General features: G+C 73.3%; 15 protein-coding genes. 9 read left to right on the top strand and 6 right to left on the bottom strand.

What is annotated here, in order from left to right; genetic code table 11:
• The first annotated feature begins 33 nt into the window (after positions 1-33).
• The 5 genes from WME82_RS23730 to WME82_RS23750 all read left to right on the top strand — a co-directional run bounded on the left by WME82_RS23730 (position 34) and on the right by WME82_RS23750 (position 5,909).
• Complete coding sequence (locus WME82_RS23730) at positions 34-1,611, top strand: vWA domain-containing protein (protein WP_438044655.1); 1,578 nt, start codon at positions 34-36, stop codon at positions 1,609-1,611.
• Positions 1,612-1,717: 106 nt separating this feature from the next.
• Entirely contained in the window at positions 1,718-2,986 is a 1,269-nt protein-coding gene (gene mltG, locus WME82_RS23735; RefSeq protein WP_438044656.1) for an endolytic transglycosylase MltG, read from the top strand.
• Between the two features lie 211 nt (positions 2,987-3,197).
• The gene (locus WME82_RS23740) at positions 3,198-4,178 is read left to right on the top strand and encodes a quinone oxidoreductase family protein (RefSeq protein ID WP_438044657.1); all 981 of its coding nucleotides are present in this window, start codon (positions 3,198-3,200) and stop codon (positions 4,176-4,178) included.
• A 57-nt stretch (positions 4,179-4,235) separates the two neighbouring features.
• Positions 4,236-5,141 carry a TauD/TfdA dioxygenase family protein gene (locus WME82_RS23745; protein WP_438044658.1) on the top strand — a complete coding sequence of 302 codons (906 nt, stop codon included), beginning with the start codon at positions 4,236-4,238 and terminating at the stop codon, positions 5,139-5,141.
• Positions 5,142-5,258: 117 nt separating this feature from the next.
• A complete protein-coding gene (locus WME82_RS23750) occupies positions 5,259-5,909 on the top strand; it encodes a hypothetical protein (protein ID WP_438044659.1) in 651 nt (216 codons plus the stop codon).
• Between the two features lie 12 nt (positions 5,910-5,921).
• Here the strand turns inward: WME82_RS23750 and WME82_RS23755 are convergent, their stop codons facing one another.
• From WME82_RS23755 to WME82_RS23765, 3 genes are read right to left on the bottom strand one after another with little or no spacing between them, the layout of a single operon-like run.
• Positions 5,922-7,385, bottom strand: a complete 1,464-nt coding sequence (locus WME82_RS23755) for a cation:proton antiporter (RefSeq protein ID WP_438044660.1) — start codon at positions 7,383-7,385, stop codon at positions 5,922-5,924.
• Entirely contained in the window at positions 7,382-8,710 is a 1,329-nt protein-coding gene (locus tag WME82_RS23760) for a cation:proton antiporter (protein ID WP_438044661.1), read from the bottom strand. The genes WME82_RS23755 and WME82_RS23760 overlap by 4 nt, the downstream gene beginning before the upstream one ends.
• Positions 8,707-10,764, bottom strand: coding sequence for a mechanosensitive ion channel domain-containing protein (locus tag WME82_RS23765; protein ID WP_438044662.1), 2,058 nt, complete (start codon positions 10,762-10,764; stop codon positions 8,707-8,709). Before WME82_RS23765 ends, WME82_RS23760 begins: the two co-directional genes overlap by 4 nt.
• Before the next feature lie 220 nt (positions 10,765-10,984).
• On the opposite strand from WME82_RS23765, the gene WME82_RS23770 reads away from it, so the two are divergent.
• The gene (locus tag WME82_RS23770) at positions 10,985-12,007 is read left to right on the top strand and encodes a glucokinase (RefSeq protein WP_438044663.1); all 1,023 of its coding nucleotides are present in this window, start codon (positions 10,985-10,987) and stop codon (positions 12,005-12,007) included.
• A gap of 346 nt (positions 12,008-12,353) precedes the next feature.
• Positions 12,354-14,618, top strand: coding sequence for a threonine--tRNA ligase (gene thrS, locus WME82_RS23775; protein ID WP_438044664.1), 2,265 nt, complete (start codon positions 12,354-12,356; stop codon positions 14,616-14,618).
• 3 nt (positions 14,619-14,621) lie between these two features.
• Here the strand turns inward: thrS and pgl are convergent, their stop codons facing one another.
• From pgl to zwf, 3 genes are read right to left on the bottom strand one after another with little or no spacing between them, the layout of a single operon-like run.
• Positions 14,622-15,347, bottom strand: coding sequence for a 6-phosphogluconolactonase (pgl, locus tag WME82_RS23780; RefSeq protein ID WP_438044665.1), 726 nt, complete (start codon positions 15,345-15,347; stop codon positions 14,622-14,624).
• A 23-nt stretch (positions 15,348-15,370) separates the two neighbouring features.
• Positions 15,371-16,438 (bottom strand): glucose-6-phosphate dehydrogenase assembly protein OpcA, encoded by a 1,068-nt coding sequence (locus WME82_RS23785; protein WP_438044666.1) that lies wholly within the window; start codon positions 16,436-16,438, stop codon positions 15,371-15,373.
• The gene (gene zwf / locus WME82_RS23790; RefSeq protein ID WP_438044667.1) at positions 16,435-18,033 is read right to left on the bottom strand and encodes a glucose-6-phosphate dehydrogenase; all 1,599 of its coding nucleotides are present in this window, start codon (positions 18,031-18,033) and stop codon (positions 16,435-16,437) included. Before zwf ends, WME82_RS23785 begins: the two co-directional genes overlap by 4 nt.
• 213 nt (positions 18,034-18,246) lie before the next feature.
• Between zwf and WME82_RS23795 the strand changes: the two genes are divergently transcribed.
• Positions 18,247-18,684, top strand: coding sequence for a DUF433 domain-containing protein (locus tag WME82_RS23795; protein WP_438044668.1), 438 nt, complete (start codon positions 18,247-18,249; stop codon positions 18,682-18,684).
• 373 nt (positions 18,685-19,057) lie between these two features.
• Entirely contained in the window at positions 19,058-20,356 is a 1,299-nt protein-coding gene (locus tag WME82_RS23800) for a hypothetical protein (RefSeq protein WP_437917233.1), read from the top strand.
• Positions 20,357-20,485 lie beyond the last annotated feature (129 nt).

The raw sequence follows: 20,485 nt of genomic DNA on the forward strand, positions 1-20,485 counted from the left end.
CTCGGGGGGCCCAGGCCGTTCTCTGGAGGAGCCATGAAGCCGACCCACGTCGCCCTGTTCTCCGCCCTCGGCATGATGTTCACGAGCCTCTCCGTCTACTCCCTGGCCCCGTCCGGGGGCGGGAGCTCCGTCACGGCGGTCCCGGAGGTGATCACCGAGCCGCCCCGCCAGGTCCCCGAGGTGACGGGCGGCGCCGTCGCGGCGGTCGATCCGAGCCGCTTCACCACCGGATCGAGGCTGATGCTGGAGGGGCGCGTCGGTCACGCGCGCCTGCCTCGCTCGGCGCAGGAGACGTTCCTGATGTTCGAGGTCCGCGGCGACGGGTCGCCCGCGAGGTCGCAGGCGCAGGCGAACCTCTCGCTCGTCATCGATCGCTCCGGCTCGATGAAGGGCACCCGCCTCACCAACGCCGTGCAGGCGGCGACGACCGCCGTGAGCCGCTTGAACGACGGCGACGTCGTGTCGGTGGTCACCTTCGACACGAGGACCAGCGTGGTCGTGCCGCCCACCACCGTCGGGCCGGAGACGCGCGGCCGCATCCTCGCGAGCGTCCGCGGCATCTCGCTCGGCGGCGACACGTGCATCTCGTGCGGCATCGAGGAGGGCCTCTCGCTGCTCGGTCAGACGAGCGCCGGCGTGAGCCGGATGCTCGTCCTCAGCGACGGCGACGCCAACCACGGGGTCCGCGACGTCCCCGGCTTCCGCGCGATGGCGCAGCGGGCGCGCGATCGCGGCGTCGCCATCACGACCATCGGGGTCGACGTCGATTACAACGAGAAGATCCTGTCGGCGATCGCGCTCGACTCGAACGGCCGGCACTACTTCGTCGAGAACGACGCCGCGCTCGCGCGCATCTTCGAGGCGGAGGCCGAGCAGCTCACGACGTCGGTCGCGAGCGGCGCGGAGCTCGCGATCGACCTCGCGCCCGGCGTGGAGCTCGACCGGGTCTTCGATCGCTCGTTCCGGCGGGCCGGCGGTCAGGTCATCGTGCCGCTCGGCGCGTTCGCGGCGGGGGAGGTGAAGACGGTCCTGCTCAAGGTGCGCCTCGGCGGCCTCGGCGGCCCCGGCGGCGACGTGCGCGGCGACTCCCCCATCGCCGACGTGGGCCTCACCTACCGGGACCTCGTCGCCAGGACCGACGCCCGGTGCGTGGGCAAGCTCGGCGTCGCGATCGCGGAGAGCGACGCCGACGCGAGCGAGCTCGACGCGCTCGTCGCGGGGCGCGCGCAGCGCAGCGAGACGGCGGCGGCGCTGAAGCAGGCCAACTTCCTGTTCGAGCAGGGGCGGCTCGACGAGGCGCGCAGCAAGCTCGACGCGCAGCAGCAGTCGCTCAAGAAGGCGGCCGACAAGGCGAAGCGCAGCGCCCCGGCGAACCGCGCGAAGGACGTGGCGTCCGATTTCGAGGGCCAGCTCGCCGCGCTGGAGCGGGCGGGCACGGACTTCGCCACACCGCCGGCGTTCGCCACGCCGCCGCCGGCCGCCGGCGCGGGGCCGGGCGGCTTCGCGCAGGCCCCGGCGGCGGCGCCGCCGCGGCCCGCCCCGGCGCAGTCCCGCCAGGGCAAGAGCGCCGTCCGCCGCAACGAGGCGGAGGCCTTCGATCTGGCGCGCTGACGCGCGGAGCCCGGCGCGGGCGACGCGGACGGCGCGCTCCGGCCCCTGCCCCGCGGCGACGCGGGGCGTTGACACGCGTCGGGCTTTCGGGTTTTGACTCCCGGCGGTGGGCGTTCGACCTAGGGCGAGCCGGCCGGGAAACCGCCGGACGGGTGGCGACGGCGCGCAGGGCTCGCCGCCGCGCGAGCCGCCGTCGACCCGGAAGGCGACCCCCGCGCGGCGCTCGCGCGGCGCGGGGCAGCGCTCACCTGCGTCGCGGCGCCCTGTCCAGCCCCGGGCCGGGCGCGGGCGCGCGCTGCTCCTCGGGCTCGCGGGCGTGGTCATGGCGGCGTGCGCCGCGCTCCTCGCGCTGGTGTTCGGCTTCGGGCGCGCGAGGGCGCCGGACCGGGGGCGCGTCGTGGAGATCAACTGGCCGGAAGGGCTCGACGCGGGCGAGGCCGCCGCGCTCCTCGCGGCCGAGGGGCTCGTCGAGAGCGAGCGCGCCATGGCGCTCTACCTCGGCGCGACCGGCGGCACCGAGGCGTTCGTGCCGGGCCCTCACCTGCTCTTCGAGGGCGCGACGCCGCGGGAGCTGCGGCAGCTGCTCTCGCGCGCGGAGGGGCGCCCCACGGCGAAGCTCACGATCCCCGAGGGCTTCAGCCGCTTCGACATCGCCGCCCGGCTGGAGAAGCTGCGCATCGCCGGCCGGAAGACGTTCCTCGCGGCCACCACCGACGGCGCGTTCCTCGACGCGCTCGGCATCGAGCGCGGCGGCGCCGTGGGCGCGGAGAGCGCGGAGGGATACCTCTTCCCGGCGACGTACGAGCTCGCGCTGGACTCCGACGCGCGCGACGTGGCGCGGCGCCTCGTCGCCGAGTCCGACCGGCGGTGGAGCGCGCTCGCGGCGCAGAGCAAGGACGGGCTCGCGGCGCTCCAGGCGACGCTCGGCTGGGGTCGCCGCGAGGTGCTCACGCTGGCCTCCATCATCGAGAAGGAGGCGGTCGTCGAGGAGGAGCGGCCGCTCATCGCGAGCGTGTTCCTGAACCGGCTCCTCGATCCGAGCTTCCGCTCTCGCAAGCTGCAGTCCGACGCGACGGCGCTCTACGGCTGCGTCGCCTGGCCCGAGGAGGCGCCGTCGTGCGCCGAGTGGGGCGGCAAGCCCACGCCCGCCGTGGTGCGGGATCCGAAGAACCGCTACAGCACCTACGCGCACCCGGGGCTGCCGCCCGGGCCGATCGCCAACCCTGGGGCGCCGTCGATCGCGGCCGTGCTGGCGCCCGCGGCGACGAAGTACCTCTATTTCGTGGCCGCGGGCGGCGGTCGCCATCGGTTCAGCGAGAGCCTGGACGACCACAACGACGCCGTGCAAAAGCGCCGCGACGCGACGGCGCCCTAGGCGCGGGCGGCGCGACACGGCAGCTCTCCTGCGCGAGGCGGCGCCCTCGGGCACCGACGCGGAGCCGTCCAGAGCGAGCCGTCGAACGAGACGAGCCCGTCCAAGGGATAGCGCAGCTGCGCCCTCGGACGGGCTCATCCACGCGGTGCCCTTGCGTTCCGAGCCGCCGGGGACGAGAGAGCGCTGCGGCGCGGAATGGGGGGGACGTTTCATGGGACAGGCAGTCCGATTCCACGAGACCGGCAGACCGGAAGTCCTGCGCTGCGAAGACGCCGTCGTCGGCAGCCCGGGCCCCGGCCAAGCGCGGGTCCGGCACGTCGCGGTGGGGCTCAACTTCGCCGATACCTACTTTCGCGCCGGGATCTATCCCGTCCCGCTTCCCAGCGGCATCGGGGTCGAGGCCTCCGGCGTGGTCGAGGCCGTCGGCGAGGGCGTCACGAACGTCGCGCCGGGCGACCGGGTGACGTACACCGGCTTCCTGGACACGCTCGGGGCGTACTGCACCGAGCGGATCGTCCTCGCGTCGCCGCTGATCCGGCTGCCAGAGGGCATCGGCCACGAGACGGCCGCTGCGATGACCATGCGGGGCCTCACGTCGGCGTACCTGATGCGCCGCATCTGGCCCTTGAAGGCCGGCGACAGCATCCTGCTGCACGCGGCGGCGGGCGGCGTGGGCCTGATCGTCTCGCAGTGGGCAAAGCTCCTCGGGCTCACGGTGATCGGCGCGGTGTCGACCGATGCCAAGGGGGAGATCGCCCGCGCCCACGGCGCCGACCACGTCCTCATTTATGGCCGCGGCGACGTGGCCAGGCGCGTGCGCGATCTGACGGGCGGGGCCGGCGTGACGGTCGCCTATGACGGCGTCGGCAAGGACACGTTCGCCGGGTCGCTCGGCTCGCTGAAGCGGCGCGGCCTGCTCGTGTGCCTGGGCGCGGCCTCGGGCCCGGTGCCGCCGCTCGACATGGCGCTGCTGGGGGCCAAAGGATCGGTGTTCGTCACCCGCCCGGCGCTCGCCGACTACATCGCCGATCCCGAGGAGAAGAGAGCGCTCGCAGGCGAGCTGTTCGACCACGTCGCCGCGGGGCGGATCCGGATCGAGATCAACCAGCGCTACAGGCTGGAGGACGCGGCGCAGGCGCACCGGGATCTCGAGTCGCGCAAGACGACGGGCTCGTCGATCTTCGTCGTGTAGCGCGTGTTGGGGCCGCAGATCGCCGCGCCGACGCCAACGCGTCCAGGAGGACCGGACATGACAAGCTCAGCAACCGCCGGCTCGGGCGCCGTCCGCGCGGTGACGCGCGGCTCCATCCAGGTCGAGCCGCTCACCTGCACCATCGGCGCCGAGCTCCGCGGCGTGAGCCTGGCCGACGCCGCGCGCGACGACGCGCTCTTCGCCGAGATCAAGGCGCTGCTGTTGAAGCACCGGGTCCTGTTCCTGCGCGATCAGGACATCACCCGCGCCGACCACGTCGCGTTCGCGAGGCGCTTCGGCGAGCTCGAGGACCACCCCGTCACCGGCAGCGATCCCGATCATCCGGGGCTGGTTCGCATCTACAAGGACCTGAACAGCCCGCCGGAGCACTACGAGAACTCCTACCATTGCGACGCTACATGGCGCGAAGCGCCGCCGATGGGCTGCGTCCTGCGCTGCGTCGAGACACCGGACGTCGGCGGCGACACCATCTGGGTCAACATGGTCGAGGCGTACCGACGGCTGCCCGAGCACATCAAGCGGCAGATCGCCGGGCTGCGCGCCAGGCACAGCATGGAGGCCACCTTCGGCGCCGCCCTGCCGATGGCGAAGCGCCGCGCGCTCAAGGCCAGCTATCCCGACGCGGAGCATCCGGTGGTGCGCACCCACCCGGAGACCGGCGAAAAAGTCCTGTTCGTCAACAGCTTCACGACGCATTTCGTCAACTTCCACACGCCGGACAACGTCCGCGTCGGCCAGGACTTCGCGCCCGGGGCGAGCTATTTGCTGAGCTACCTGATCAGCCAGGCGGCGATCCCCGAGGTTCAGGTCCGCTTCCGCTGGAGGAAGAACAGCGTCGCGCTCTGGGACAACCGCTGCACCCAGCACTACGCGGTCCAGGATTACTGGCCTGCGGTGCGCAAGATGGAGCGCGCCGGGATCGTCGGCGACCAGCCCTACTGATCCGCCCTCGGATCCACGAGAGATCAGGGCGTCGTTCCTCTCCTCGCCTCGGTCCTGGTCGCGCCGCGCCCCGCTTCCTGGATCTGCGCGCGCCGCGGTGTAGATTCGCGCGCCATCATGCGCCGTCCCGCTCCGTTCCTCCTCACGCTCTCCGCTCCCCTCGCCTTCGCCGCCGCTACCGCCGGCTGCTCGCCCCGCACCGCGCCCCCGGCCGAAGTGACGCAGGCCGCCTCCGCGACCGCCGCTCCGTCCGCTCCCCCCGACCCCGCCGCCTCGGCCTCGAGCGCTGCTCCCACCGCCAGCGCCGCGCCCGCCGCCAGCGCCGCGCCTGCCGCCAGCGCCGCGCCTGCCGCCAGCGCCGCGCCCGCCGCCAGCGCCGCGCCCGCCGCCAGCGCCGCGCCCGATGCGGCGGCGCCGGCCGACGCCGGGCCGCTCCCGAAGGTCAAGGTCGCCAACATCGGCATGCACATCGGCGGCGGCCCGCACGACGACTTCACCAAGGAGCCGATCAAGCGCTCGGTCGCGCCCCACTTCGACGAGCTCCGCCGCTGCTTCGCGCTCGCCGAGGACCCGACCAAGGGCGGCGACTTCGGCATCGATCTCCGCATCGAGAAGGACGGCGGCAAGGCCGAGGTGCGCAAGCCGCGGACGGCGCTCAAGGGCCAGGCGTTCACGAAGTGCGTGGTCGGCGTCTTCGAGCAGATCGACTTCCTGAAGCCGAGGCGAGGCCCCACCGTGGTGAGCTACTCGCTCCGGTTCACCCCGTGACAGGGCCGCAGCTCACCCGTGGCGCCCGAGGTTCGGCAGCGACCCGCGCGAGGCCTCGACCGCCGTCTCGCCGGCGCGGTCGAGCGCGTACTTGAAGAGGATCGGGCCGAACACCTCGTTCAGCGCCACGCACCCGACGACGAGCGCGCGGAAGCCGGCGCCGAGGCTCGGGAACGCGCGCTCGATGGTCAGGCTGATCCCGAGCGTCAGCCCGGCCTGCGAGACCAGCCCGCACCACGACCACCGCCGCAAGAGCGGCGGATCGTCCGCCAGCCGGTTGCCGATGCGGTTCGCGACCCACGTCACCAGGGCGCGCGAGACGCCGAAGAGCAGCGCGACAGGCCACATCTGCCGCAAGAGGGGCAGGTCGAGGTGCGCGCCGGCCGTCGCGAAGAACAGCACGAACACCACGCTCGCGGCGTCCTCGACCGCGTGCACCAGCTTCTCGCCCTGCTTCGACAGGTTCGCGACGACGAAGCCGGCCACCACGAACACGAGCAGCGCGTCGAAGCGGAGGTACCGCAGCACCTCCGTCGCGCCGAAGCCGAGCGCCACGAACACGAGGATGAGCTGGCGGCCGATGAGCCGCATGTAGGCCGCGAGCGCGAGGCCGAGCGTCGTGCCGATCGAGATGCTCCCCAGGATCTCGCGGCCGAGCAGCTCGATCTCGTGCATCGACATCGTCGCGCCCGGCTCGATGAGCGGCCGCACCGTGGAGAGCGCGACCGCCGTCACGACGATGACGATGATGTCCGACGTCATCACGAAGGCGAGCGTGTGCATCGCGACGGGGCCGGTCGCGCGCGTCTGGGAGAGGATCCCGAGCACGGCCGAGGGGCTGCGGGTCACCGCGATGACGCCCCACAGGACGGCCACGCCGAACGCCGCCGTGGTCGAGAGCTCGGCCGCGAACGGCACCAGCGAGCGCGCCGCGTAGAAGACGCCCGTCATCACCACGAAGACGAGCGCCGTCTGGACGAGGTTGTGCAGGAGGATGCTCTTCAGGCTCTTCTTGACGATGTCGATCCGCAGCTCGGCGCCGCCCGCGAGCGCGATGAGCGCCAGCGCCAGCGCGTTGACCCGCGAGATCTCCTCCACGGCGTGGTGGTCGACGAGCTTCAAGACGTGCGGGCCGGCGACGATGCCCGCGAAGATGTAGCCCGAGATGTGCGGCAGGCGGAGCGGCTCGACGAGCTCGCTCGCGAGCGTGCCCGCGAGCAGGAGGAAGCCGATCGAAGCGACCGCCCCCGCGGGCCCGTGCTCGTGAGGGACCGCGCGCGTCGTGGCGTAGAGCAGCCCGAACAGGATCACGAGCGCGACGGCGTGCGTGAGGTGGTTCAGCGGCCCCTTGGGGGCCGACCCGTGGTGGCGCGCGGAGGGCGCGCCCTGCTGCTCGACGGGCGCGACCGGATCGGCCGGCGCGGCCGGGCCGGCGGGCGAGGCGGGCTCGACGTCAGGGAGTGCTGCGGCGCTCACGGTGACACCTCTTCATTCCTCATCCCTCCCCCACGCTGCGCCGCGGGCGACGGCGGGCCGCCTCCCTCGCCCGGCGCGGCGCCGCGCCCGGCGCGGGCCAGGCCGCGGCCGAAGAAGAGCGACTCCCGCTCGGGCGCGGCGAGCTCGCCGGCCTTGCGGAGCGTCGCGCGAAGCGCCTGCGGCCCGACGAGCTCGCCGAACACGGCCGCGGCCGCCGCGGCGAAGAGGACGGTGTGCCCGACCGGGCCCGGAAAGCGCAGCGCGAAGGCGAGGCCGACGCTCATCGCCACCGCGCCGGACGAGAGCAGCCCGAGGCCGAGCCACGGCGACGTCTCGCGCGCGTCGGGCGACACGACGCGGAAGACGAGCCCGGTCGCGAGCTTGCCCACGAGCCTCGCCCCGAGCGCGATCGCCACGATCCACGGCAGGAACGGCGCCGCCTTCGGGTTCACGTGCGCGCCCGCGAGCAGGAGCGCCGGCAGGATGACCGGCCGCTCGGTCGGCGCGACCATGGCGACGATCTCGTCGCGGTGCCGCGACAAGGCGGCGATCGTCACGCCCATCGCGAACGCCGCGAACAGCGGCGACAGGCCGACCCGGGCGCTCGTGCCCATCGTCAGCAGCGAGGCCCCGAGCAGCACGCCCCAGCTCTGGATCAGGCGGAAATCGCTCCCGAGGAGCACGACCGCGATGAGCCCGAGCACCACGCCGATGAGCGCCGTCACGACCGTCCACCCCCAGAATGGGATCGGCCACTGGGCCGTCGCCTGCGGGACGAGCGCGAACGCGCCGCCCACCATGAGCAGCGGGCCGAGATCGTCGCAGTCGGCGATGTCGGCGATGAGGTCCGAGAGCTTGCCGCTCGCGCTGTAGCGCTGCGTGACCCACAGCACGGCGTGCCGCGTCGTCTCGGCGGAGACGGCGCCCACGCCCGCCGCGAGCAGCGCGCGGTCGCCGCGATCGAGCGAGGGAGCGCCGTGGGCCGCCGCGAACCAGACCGCGGCGGCCACCGCGCCGCCCGTCAGGAGGCTCATGAGAACGCAGAGCGCCATGCGGGACGGCCGGACGCGGCGGCTGCCGACGAAGCCGAAGTCGAGGCCGACGACCAGCGCGAGCCAGCCGAGCGCGACGCCCGCCACGGGCTCGAACGCGGCGAGCGACGAGGGCTCGAGCAGCCCGAGCGCCGAGGGCCCGAGCACGAAGCCGAGCACGACGTACTCGGCGCCGGAAGGGAGGCCGATGCCCCGGAGCACGCGGCCGCTGACGAGCGAGCTGCCGAGGTACGACAGCACGAGGAGCCCCATCAGGAGCCAGACGGCGTTCACGAGGCGGCGCTCCGGTCGACCGGCGCGGGCGCGGGCGCGGCGCGCCGCGCGCCGCCGGAGGACGTCGGCGCGCGCCCGAGCGGGATGTCCGCGGCGACGAGGGCCTGCGCGACCGCGGTGAGCCATCGGCTGCGCACGTCGTCGCCGTCGCAGGCCATCGTGGCCCGGAAATGAGCGCCCCCCTCGTCGATCGCGACGAGCGCGGCGCGGGCGCGGCTGCCGAGGCCCGAGCCCGTCTTCAGGAGCAGCTCGCGCACCCGATCGAGATCGGCGGCGGGGTCGACGCTGATCTCGACGGCCACGACCGGAGGGCGGCCGCGGATGCGCGTCGGGTGGAACAGGCTGAGCAGGTGCGGCACGCGCACGACGCAGCCGTCCTCGTCCTCGAGGCGCGCCTCGAACAGCGTCAGCTCGCGGACCCGCCCGGCGCGGCCGCCCACGTCGGCGATGTCGCCGACGCGCAGGCGCCGCCCGTAGATGACCGAGAGGCCGACGGCCGCCGACGCGATGAGCGGCGTGCTGGCGAGCCCGGCCGCCGCGAGCACGACGAAGCCGATCCGCGTGAACGCCCCCTCGTCGGTGCCGGTGATGAGCGGGGCCGCGAGGAGCAGCGCGGCCACGAGGATGCCGAAGCGGACAAGGACGCCGGTGGCGACCGCGAGATCGGACGGGAGCCACCCCAGCGACGTCTCACCCCGGCCCACGCTCCCGAAGAACAGCCCCACGAAGCGGATGAGGACGATGACCGCGAGCGTCGCGAGGATCGCGAGCACGAGCACCGGGACGCTCCGCGCGATGCGCCCCATGAGCTCCGACATGGGCGCGAGCACGAAGCCGGTGAGCTTCTCGCTGGTGCCGCGCGTGGAGGCGAACAAGGAGAGGGCGAAGAGGATCCAGATGTAGGCGATGCCCAGCCGGACGAGGACGCCGGCGGCGCCGAGCGCGACCGAGAGCGCGCCCTGGGACGCGGCGGGCCGGAGCATCTCGATGCCGCGGACGTGCAGCGCCGGGAGCCGCTCCGGGTGCTCGGCGACCCAGGCGCGCCCTCGCTCGACGAGCTCGCCGACCTTGCGGAGCAGGAGCAGCGCGATCAGCCCCGAGAAGACGAGCAGCGAGAACGAGAAGACGCTCGTCGCGAGGCGGCTCCTGCTGTGCTCCTTGGCGAGGACGTCGCGCACCGTGCCGGCGACCGCGGCGGCGTGGGCCGCGACCGTGGTGTGGCCTGCCGCCGCCGCGTCCTCGGGGCCGAGGTGGACGAGCGGGCGGTCGCCGACGTAGACGACCGCCACGCCGTCCTGCTCGTCGACGCGGACCTCGGGGACCGCCTTCTCCTGGGCGGCGCGCTCCAGCACGCGCGCCGCCTCACGGGCGCGCTCCGGAGGAGAGAGGCTGCCCCGGTGCACGCGGAGGGCGAAGACCGTCCTGCCGAGCAGCTCGACGCGCGCCTCGGGCTGCTCGACCACGGGAGGCGAAGGCTGGGGGTCGGGAGCCGCCGGCTCGCCCTGGTCAGGGGCGGGGGCCGGCGGCCCGACCGACGCGGACGCCGGCGCGACCGGCGCAGGCCGCGGCGCGGGAGGCCGCGCGACCGGGGCGGGCGCCAGCACGACCTGCGCAGACGCCGGAGGGGCCTCCGCGGGCGGTGGCAAGACCTGTACGAGCGGCGGCTGGACCGAAGAATCCGGCGGGGGCGCGAGCTGCGAGGGCACGGGCGCGGCCTGCGACGGCGCGGACGCGGCCTGCGCCGCCGCGGACGCAGCCTGCGACGGCGCGGACGCGGCCTGCGCCGACGCGGACGCGGCCTGCGCCGACGCGGCCCGCGACGGCGCGGACGCGGCCCGCGACGGCGAGGACGCGGCCTGCGCCGCCGCGGACGCGGCCTGCGCCGACGCGGACGCGGCCTGCGCCGACGCGGCCCGCGACGGAGCGGACGCGGCCTGCGAGGGCGCGGACGCGGCCTGCGACGGCGCGGCCTGCGCCGGCCCGGCGAAAACAGCGCCAGCGGGAGCGAGGAGGCCGGCAAGCGCGACCAGGAGCGCGGGGAACAGCCGCTGCACGCAGGCACTCTCGGCCGGAGGCAGGCCGCCGGTCAAGCGGCGCAGGACGTGAAACGGCCTCGGCAGGCAGCCCGCGAGCCACGTGTCGTCGCTTCCAGGCGATCACGCGCGCTCGAGTCCGCCCGGAATCCTCGATCCCCGCGCTCGCTCGACGATCGATCGCCTTGCCGCCGAGGCACGGCGCTGGCAGGGCGCCCGCGTGGCAAGGACCAACAGATCGGTGGCCCCGTCGCTGCTCGTCGGCGACATCGGAGGCACCAACACCCGGCTCGCGCTCTACGGCGGCTCCGGCGGCCGCCCCCTCTCCGAGGCCGTCTTCCGCAGCCGCGACCACGCGAGCTTCGAGGAGATCGCCCTCCCGTTCCTCGTGCGCAGCGACGCCCCTCACCCCGCCGTCGCCGTGCTCGGCGTCGCGGGGCCCATCAAGGACCAGGTCGCCACCGTCACGAACCTGCCCTGGCGCCTCGCGGAGCGCGAGCTGTCGCGCCGGCTCAAGATCGCGCGCGTGCTCCTGGTGAACGACCTCGTCGTCGGCGCCACGGGCTGCCTGCACGTCGCCCGCGCGTCCATCGAGCCGCTCACGGAGCGCAGGCCGCGGCCGAAGGGGAACAACGTGGCCGTCATCGCCGCCGGCACGGGGCTCGGCGAGGCCCGGCTCCTCTGGAATGGCGCCCGCCACGTCACGCTCCCGACCGAGGGAGGTCACGCCGACTTTGCCGCGCGCTCCGCGGTCGAGGCCGAGCTGTGGCAGTTCCTCGCCGAGCGCCACCCGGACCACGTGAGCTACGAGCGGGTCCTCTCGGGCGACGGGCTCGGCGCCCTCTTCGACTTCTTCGCCCGCGCCGCCCGCGTGCCGCGCGCGATCGAGCGCCGCCTCGCCGAGGGCGACCGCAACGCGGCGATCGCCGAGCTCGGGCTCGCCCGCGCGTTCCGGCCCGCCGCGCGCGCGGTCGACCTGTTCGTCGAGATCTACGGCGCCGAGGCCGGCAACCTCGCCCTGCGCGAGCTCGCGCTCGGCGGGGTCTTCGTCCTCGGGAACATCGCGAGGAACCTCGTCCCCCAGAGGCGCGAGCTGTTCATGAAGTCCTTCGTGAAGAAGGGGCGCCTCACGCCGCTCCTCGAGGAGGTGCCCGTCGCGGTGGTCACCGATCCCCTGGTCGGCGTGCGGGGCGCGCTCGCCGTCGCCAGAGAGCTCGCCGCCGCGGAGCAGCCCCGGGCCCGCCCGGCGGCCCGGAGGTCCTGACGCCCCGTGCCCTCGTGCCCACGACGGAGGGTTGGAGTCGCGCGCGACTCCATGCCTCCTATCGAGTCGGCGCCGGCGGTCCATGGCGGATGAGCGCCAGTTCGCCCCGAGGTGACGAGAGGCCATATCGCGCGGCGCCGCCTCGTGGCAGGCAGGCTCCGAGCAGGAGCGGACGAGCTCCTCGCGCTCGGCCTCACGCTTGGCCCCAGGCTTGGCCTCTGGCTTGAAGCTTGAATCGAGCGGCCGCGCGCGGCCTCGCGGCGTTGACACGTTGGTGCCATGGTGCTTTAAGACCGACACACCTGACGCTCGTACAGTCGGGGGAAAGAGAAAAGAAGGTCACGTCATGGCAACTTCGGTCGTTCTACCTGATGGGAAGGTCCTCGCGCTCGAGGATGGCAACACGGCGTTCGACGCCGCCCGGGCCATCTCGCCGAGGCTCGCCGAGGTCGTCGTCGTCGCGCGCGTCGACGGGGAGATCCAGGACCTCCGCGTGCCCCTCCGGGACGGCGCGAAGCTGGAGTTGCTGAAGGCCGATACGCCCGAGGGCAGGGACACGATCAACCACTCGGCCGAGCACCTCATGGCGACGGCCGTGCTGCGGCTGTTCCCGGGCGCCAAGGTCACGATGGGCCCGAAGAGCCATGGTGACGAGTTCTATTACGACTTCGACGTTGCCGGCCGGACCTTCACCCCTTCCGACCTCGAGCTGATCGAGGCCGAGGTGAAGAAGCTCATCGCGGAGAAGATCAAGTTCGAGTGGCAGCTCGTCGCCAAGAACAACGCGCTGGACGTCTTCGAGGGGTACGGGCAGAAGAACGAATACAAGACGGAGATCCTGTCCTGGATCCCCGATGACAGCGTGTCGATCTACCGCTGCGGCGAGTTCGTGGATATCTGCCGCGGCCCGCACCTGCCCCACGCGGGGTTCATCAAGGGGTTCAAGATCACGTCGTCCTCGGCGGCCTACTGGCGCGCCGACGCCACGAAGCAGTCGCTCCAGCGCGTGCGCGGCGTGGCCTTCCCCAACAAGGACGACCTCGACAAGTACGTGCGCCGCCTGGAGGAGGCGAAGAAGCGCGACCACAGGACGCTCGGGCGGGATCTCGAGCTCTACCTCGTCTCCGAGCGCTACGACACCCACGCGTACTCCGAGAAGGACGAGATCGACCTCTACGTCGGCGTGGACGCGGAGGCGCCCCTCGACCGCGCGCTCGTGGAGCACACCCTCGGCGCCGCGGCCTCGGCGTTCCCCGGGCGGACCCTCCGGCGAACGGTGAAGTTCGGCGAGGCGCCGAAGGCGCCTCCGGGCGGCGCGGGCGGCGGCGACGAGGCGCGCCCGCGCCTGCAGGTCCGGCTCCGCGGCGCGGCGGCGCAGGAGTCGAAGAGCGCCTTCAGGGCCGCGGTGAGCGCCCGGAAGGACGCCGACGTCGAGGTGCACTTCGAGCCGCACTTCGTCGAGGAGATCGGGGCCGGCCTCGTCATGTGGCTCCCGAAGGGCGGGCTCCTGCGCACCATCATCGAGGACCAGTGGCGCAAGATGCACCTCGAGGAGGGCTACGACATCGTCTACTCGCCGCACATCGCCAAGGCGGACCTGTGGAAGACCTCGGGCCACTGGGACTTCTACCGGGAGGGGATGTTCTCCCCCATGTCGGTCGACGGCCACGATTACTGCTGCAAGCCGATGAATTGCCCGTTTCACATCCTCATGGTCAAGAGCCGGACGCGGAGCTACCGCGAGTTCCCGATGCGCCTCGCGGAGCTCGGGACCGTGTACCGGTACGAGGCCGCGGGCGTCATGCACGGCCTGATGCGCGTGCGGGGGTTCACCCAGGACGACGCGCACCTGTTCTGCCGCGCGGACCAGGTCGAGCAGGAGATCCACCGCGTGCTCCGCTTCATCCTGAAGATGCTCCGCACGTTCGGGTTCGAGCAGTTCGACATCAACCTCTCGACACGACCGGAGAAGTACGTCGGCGGGCTGGAGGACTGGGCCAAGGCCGAAAGCACCCTCGCGGGGGCCCTAAAGGCCCTCGGCCTCGAGTACACGGTGGACCCGGGCGGCGGAGCGTTCTACGGGCCGAAGATCGATATCAAGCTGGTCGATGCGCTCGACCGCAGGTGGCAGTGCTCGACGCTCCAGTACGACTTCAACAACCCCGAGCGCTTCACCCTCGGGTTCGTGAACGCCAAGGGAGAGCTCGAGCAGCCGATCATGCTCCACCGGGCGCTCCTCGGCTCGATCGAGCGGTTCATCGGCGTGCTCCTGGAGCACCACGCGGGCGCCCTGCCGGCGTGGCTCTCACCGGAGCAGGCGCGCGTCGTCACGGTGTCGGACAAGCACAACGACCACGCCGAGCAGGTCACCCAGGCGCTGCGCGCTCACGGCATCCGGGCGAGCTTCGTCCGGAGCTCGGAGAAGCTCGGCGCGAAGATCCGCGAAGCGCAGGTCGAGAAGATCCCGCATATGCTCGTCATCGGGGACAAGGAGGTCGAGGCGAAGGGCGCCACCGTCCGGCTGCGTGACGGGAGCGACCGCGGCTTCATGAAGACCGAGGCGCTCGCCGAGTTCTTGCGCGAGCAGTGCGCGATCCCCGTCGTGACGTGACGTTCACCCGGCCTGCGCGGCGGCGGCGTCGAGCAGCCAGACGAGCTGCCCGGGCCCGCCGCGCACGACCCGCGCCGGCACCTCGTCGGCCGGGCCGGGCCGCTTCGCCTGCGCCACGACCCCGCGCTTGCCCGCCCCGCGGGCGAGGAGCAGCTTCAGCCGCGCCTCCTGGATCACCGGCGCCGTCAGCGTGAGCCGCGGCTCCAGCCCCTTGTCCGGCTGCGCCGGGATCGCGGCGACCAGGCGGTCCTCGATGCCCGCCGCCCCCTTCCCGGGGAACAGCGAGGCCGTGTGCGCGTCGTCGCCGATCCCGAGCGTCATCACGTCGAAGGAGACCGCCGACGCGACCCCGAACCGCGCCCGCAGGAGCCGCTCGTACCGCGCCGCGGCCCCGGCGAGGTCCGGCGACTCGCCCTCCATGCGGAAGAAGCGCTCCTCCGGGATGGGGGCCGCCGCCAGATCCCGGCGCGCTGCGCCGTAGTTCGAGCGGGGGTGATCGGGCGCGACCGCGCGCTCGTCCACCCAGAACCACTCGGTCTGCGCCCACGGGAGCGAGAGCGCCGCGAGCCGCTGGTACGCCTCCGAGGGCGTGCTCCCGCCCGACAGCGCGACGCGCGCGACGCCGCGCGCGTCGACCGCCGCCGCGATGGCGCGCGCGATGAGCTCCGCCCCGAGCCGCGAGAGCTCCGCCGCGTCCGCCGCGACGAGGGTCTCCTCACCACCGTTCATCTCGGTCCTCCTGTCGGCCCCCGTCAAAGGGCGCTCCACTTCGCCGCGGCGAGCACCGCCTCGCGCAGCAGCCGATCGCCCTCCAGCGAGTCGATCGTCTTCGCCAGCACCCATGTCTCGTCCCGGTAGCCGAGCGGGTGCAGGTGCTCTGCCGACCGCGCCCCCTCCAGGGTCCACCGCACCGTGCCGGGCACCTTGTCGAGCCGCACGCAGCCGAGCGTCAGCGGCTCGCCGCGCAGCGACGTCCACAGGCGCACGCCGTCGAGCCGCCGCCACGCCTGCGCGTCCGCCGGCGGCCCGTCGATGAGCGCGATCTCGATCGGCGCCCCGTCCGCGCCGCGGGCGCGGCCGACCACGCCGCCGCCGGGCTGCGTGGGCCCCCGCGACTCGAACGTCCAGCCGAGCCGCGAGCCCATCCAGCCGAGGAACAGCGCCGCCGGATCCGGCTTCGCCCCCGCGCTGCGCGCGATCTCCACCCGCCGGATCGCCCGGCACGCCTCCGGCATGTCGTCGAAGAACCGGGCCACGAGCTCGCGGAACGAGAACGTCCGCACGAACGCCCGGTCCGCGAGCGGCGCCCTCGTCCCGCGCGCGACCTCCGCGATGCGCTCGATGCACGTCTCGGCCGAGTCGAACACCAGCCGATCGCAGATCGGCGCGAGCGCGTCGCCGAGCACGTTCGGCGCGCCAGGCGCGAGCTCGACGATCACGGCCACGTCAGAGATCGTGAGCGCGCTCACGACCGAAGCGACGCGCTCGGCCGCGGCCACCCCGAACGTGAGCTCCACGCGGTCGTAGCAGATCGGCACCTCGCCGGCGCGGCGGCACGTGGCCGACCAGTCGGCCTGGACGCTCAGCGGGTCGAGCCGGTCGTCGAGCGTGATGAGCAGGGTGCGCCCCGCGTGGGTCTCGGCGAGATCCTCGGCCTGCTCCTTCAGGCGCTCGACCTCGGCGCGGCTGCCCACCGCGACGAAGTTCATCGTCGACGCGCGCGTCTTCGGGGCCGGCTCCGCCCGCGACTCGTCCGGCGCCGACCAGAACTCGGCGAGCTCCGACTCGACCCGCTTGATGATCTCGGCGACCGCGCTCACGGCCGCCTCCACGCCCGCTCCGGGGCCTTCCCCCCGTCGCCCGCCCCGCACACCGCGCGCACGTGCGCATCGTCAGAAGACGACGGCTCGACGAGGGCGTCGGCCTCCGGCGGGCCCCAGCTGCCCGCGGCGTAGCGCGCGATCGGCGCGCTCTGCGTCCGCCACCCCTCGAAGATCGGATCGACGAAGCCCCACTGCGCCTCGACCTCGTCGGCGCGCGTGAAGAGCGTGGCGTCGCCGCGCAACGCGTCGAGCAGGAGCCGCTCGTACGCCTCGGGCGTGCTGGAGCCGAACGCGGCGCCGTACCGGAAATCCATCGTGACGCCGCGGATCGCGATGCCGCCGCCCGGGATCTTCGCCGCGAAGCGGAGCGAGATGCCCTCGTCGGGCTGGAGGCGCATCACGAGCGCGTTCGGCTCCTCGGTCGCGCCGGGGGCGCCCTTGAACAGGCCGTGCGGGAGCGGCTTGAAGTGCAGCACCACCTCGGCCACCCGCTTCGCCAGCCGCTTGCCGGCGCGCAGGTAGAACGGCACCCCGCCCCAGCGCCAGCTGTCCAGGTGGAGCTTCATCGCGACGTAGGTCTCCGTCGTCGAGTCCTTCGCGACGTCCGGCTCCTCCGTGTAGCCGGGCACCTTCTCGCCGCGCACCATGCCGGGCGCATACTGCCCGCGCACCGTCGACGACAGCGCGTCCGGGCCCGCGATCGGCCGGAGCGTGCGGAGCACCTTCACCTTCTCGTCGCGCACCGCGTCCGCGTCCCACGACGACGGCGGCTCCATCGCGACCAGCGTGAGCAGCTGGAGCGCGTGGTTCTGCACGATGTCCCGCGTGATGCCGACCTTCTCGTAGAACTTGCCGCGTCCCTCGACGCCGATCTCCTCGGCCACGGTGATCTGCACGTGATCGACGTGCTGGCGCGACCAGAGCGGCTCGAAGATCGTGTTGCCGAACCGCAGGACGAGGAGGTTCTGGACGGTCTCCTTCCCGAGGTAGTGGTCGATCCGGTAGATCTGCGACTCCGCGAGGTGGGCGAGCAGGTCGCGGTTGAGGGCGCGGGCGCTCTCCAGGTCCTCGCCGAACGGCTTCTCGACGACGACGTGCTGGAACGGCGCGTCCTTCTCGTGCGACGGCGGCGCGACGAGGTTCGCCGCGCGCAGGCCGCGCACGATGGGCGCGAACTGGTCGGGGGCGACGGCCAGGTAGAAAACCCGGTTCTTTCGGGTGCCGCGCTCGGCGTCGAGCCGCTCGAGCTCCGCGGCGAGCCGGGTGTACGTCTCGGCCTCGTCGAACGCCCCCTGGACGTAGCTGATGCCCTTCTCGAGCTCGCTCCAGGTCGCCTCCTCGAGCGGGCGCCGCGAGTACTTCCCGACGGCCTCGCGCATCTCCTTCGCGAAATCCGGCTTCGGGCGCCGCGCCACGCCGACGACGGCGAAGCCGCCGGTGAGGAGCCGGCTGAGCGTCAGGTTGTAGACCGCGGGCAGCAGCTTGCGCCGCGTCAGGTCGCCCGAGGCGCCAAAGATGACGAGCGCGGCCGGCGAGGCGGTGCGCTCCTCGGGCATCCCTTCGCGAAGCGGGTTCTTCTCGGCTTGGGTCATGGTGGGTGAGCTCCGGTCGGTGACGACGACGGGCACGATGCTCGCGCGCCTCCGCGGCGTAGGGTAGTCCGGATCGCACGCGCGGGCGCGGAACGATGCGAGAACGATGCCGGAGGTCGCGCGACGAGCGCGACGACCGCGACGAGCGCGACGAGCGCGACGACCGCGACGACGACCTCGCGCGGGCGTGCCGGCGGAGCGCGCCCGCCGAGTGTGCCCGCACAGCCCGGCGCCCGCGCCGAGCGTGCTCGCCGGCTCGCGGCGCCCTTCCATCCGATCGCGACCGGTACTAGGCTGCTCCGCGCGATGGCCGCGCCGGTGCTCCCGCGAATCCGCGTCCCCCACCCCCACGTGCGAAGCGATAGCCAGGTGCTCGCCGGGAGCCCCCACGTCCTCGGGTCGCGCGTCCCGGTCCGGCGGCTCTGGGCGTGGCACCGCGGCGGCGCGTCGGTGGAGACGCTGCTCAAGCGGTACCCGAACCTCGGGCCCGCGCGCGTTCTCGACGCGCTCGCGTTCGCGTACGACAACCAGGACCTCATCGAGGCCGACATCGCGCGCGAGCAGCTGCTCTTCAAGAAGCAGGGCGGGCCCACGGTGGGCGCGCGCCCGCTCGCTCAGCTGAACCTCCCCTTCGACGAGGACGACGAGTGAGCGGCGCCCGAGAGGGCGCGGCGGGCGAGGGACGGGGCGCTCGAAGCGCGGCGCGCCGCGCGTGAGACGCCGCGGGCGAGATGCCGCGCGCGCCATGGGAAGCCCCTCGGGCGAGATATATATGTGAAACGCCTCGCGCCACCTGCGATGCAGACCGCCGTCCCCGCGCGATGAGCTCAGCTTGATTCTTTACAGCCATCCTGACTTGGGGCAATGAGGGCCGTCCGTCGCTGGAGCCCGCGGTGCGGGGCTGCTCGCCATTACGAGTGACCGTCGCGCAAGATCGCGGCTGTCCCAGCTTTCAAGGTCGCGGCTGCTGGTGTAGGGTCCGCGCTCCATGGGGTACCGATCGAGGTGCCGGAGGGATTCTGAGATGAGCGTCAATCGATGGAAGTTGTTTGCGATGCCCGTGGCCCTTCTCGGCCTGGCTTCGCCTCTCCTCGTGAACTGCGGCGGTAAGGGGATCCCTGGCGCGGACAGCCTTCCCGGCCCCGCCGGTGACCTGGCGTCGGCCGCTGGCGGCTGCGACGAGATGAAGAACGGCGGCATCGCGAACCTGAAGTTCGACGGCGGTGCCGAGGTCGAGGGCAAGATCAAGGGCTTCCTCGAGGCGGCTGCGTCGCTCGACAAGCTCACCGTCGCCATGGAGGCGGACCTCATCGCCTCGTGCGGCAAGCTCGGCAAGGACCTCGGCATGAGCGAGGCGGAGCTCAAGGCCGACGCAGGCGGCGGCAAGGGCGCCGAGAAGGTCTGCGGCGCGGTCTCGGCCAAGGTGAACGCCGCGGTGAAGGCGAACGCCGAGGCGAAGATCACCGTCCAGATCGATCCGCCGAAGTGCTACGCCGACATCACCGCGATGCAGAAGTGCCTCGGCGACTGCGGGTCGCCGGTGCAGCCCGGCAAGCTCGAGGCGAGCTGTGAGGGCGGCGAGATCAGCGGCAAGTGCGACGCCGAGTGCAAGGGCAAGTGCAGCGTCGAGGCCGGCGCGGCGTGCACCGGCACCTGCAACGCGAGCTGCTCGGGCAAGTGCGACGTCGGCTTCAAGGGCACCTGCGGCGGCAAGTGCGACGGCAAGTGCGACGGCAAGGACTCGAAGGGCGCGGCGTGCGCCGGCACCTGCGAGGGCAAGTGCGACGCCAAGGCCGAGGGCTCCTGCTCGGGCACCTGCGAGGGCAGCTGCTCCGGCTCCTGCGAGGTCAAGGCCGCGGCGAAGTGCTCGGGCTCCTGCTCGGGCGGCTGCAGCGCCGAGATCAAGGAGCCGAAGTGCTCGGGCGAGTTCAAGCCCCCGAGCGTCGACCCGAGCTGCCAGATGCAGTGCACGGCGAAGACCGCGGGCGAGGCGAAGTGCGATGCGCCGAACGTCCGCATCGTGGCGAGCGGCAAGGTGAACGCCGACGCGCAGAAGCTCGTCGCCGCGCTCCGGACGTCGCTCCCGGCGATCGCCAAGGTGCAGCTCGGCTCCGGCAAGAAGCTGGCGGCGGCCGTGTCCGGCGTCGGCAAGGCGGGCGTCGAGGTGAAGGACGTGGCGCTCAAGGCCGGCGGCAAGGCGGTCGCCTGCGTCGCGGCCGCGGTCGACGCGTCGGCCAGCGCGACGGCCTCGATCGACGTCAACATCAAGGCGAGCGCGAGCGTCAGCGGCTCGGCGAGCGGTTCGGCCAGCGGCGGGACCTGATCCCCGGCGCGGCCTGAGCGCGGACGCGGCGGCGGTCCCCTCCCGGGGGCTGCCGCCGTCGTCATTTCAGGCGCCGAATCCGGGCTCGCGGCGCAGATCTGGATGCGAGCTCACCTTTCCGGTCGCGCG

It is taken from the genome of Sorangium sp. So ce128 (genome assembly GCF_051525245.1).
In the GTDB taxonomy this organism is placed as follows: Bacteria; Myxococcota_A; Polyangia; order Polyangiales; family Polyangiaceae; genus Sorangium; species Sorangium cellulosum_B.

What these genes read in the sequence shown, in the direction of transcription:
- WME82_RS23800 (WP_437917233.1), top strand. Translation starts at nt 19,058, where the DNA reads ATGAGCGTCAATCGATGGAAGTTGTTTGCGATGCCCGTGGCCCTTCTC.
- WME82_RS23730 (WP_438044655.1), top strand. Translation starts at nt 34, where the DNA reads ATGAAGCCGACCCACGTCGCCCTGTTCTCCGCCCTCGGCATGATGTTC.
- WME82_RS23750 (WP_438044659.1), top strand. Translation starts at nt 5,259, where the DNA reads ATGCGCCGTCCCGCTCCGTTCCTCCTCACGCTCTCCGCTCCCCTCGCC.
- WME82_RS23745 (WP_438044658.1), top strand. Translation starts at nt 4,236, where the DNA reads ATGACAAGCTCAGCAACCGCCGGCTCGGGCGCCGTCCGCGCGGTGACG.
- WME82_RS23740 (WP_438044657.1), top strand. Translation starts at nt 3,198, where the DNA reads ATGGGACAGGCAGTCCGATTCCACGAGACCGGCAGACCGGAAGTCCTG.
- pgl (WP_438044665.1), bottom strand. Translation starts at nt 15,347, where the DNA reads ATGAACGGTGGTGAGGAGACCCTCGTCGCGGCGGACGCGGCGGAGCTC.
- zwf (WP_438044667.1), bottom strand. Translation starts at nt 18,033, where the DNA reads ATGACCCAAGCCGAGAAGAACCCGCTTCGCGAAGGGATGCCCGAGGAG.
- thrS (WP_438044664.1), top strand. Translation starts at nt 12,354, where the DNA reads ATGGCAACTTCGGTCGTTCTACCTGATGGGAAGGTCCTCGCGCTCGAG.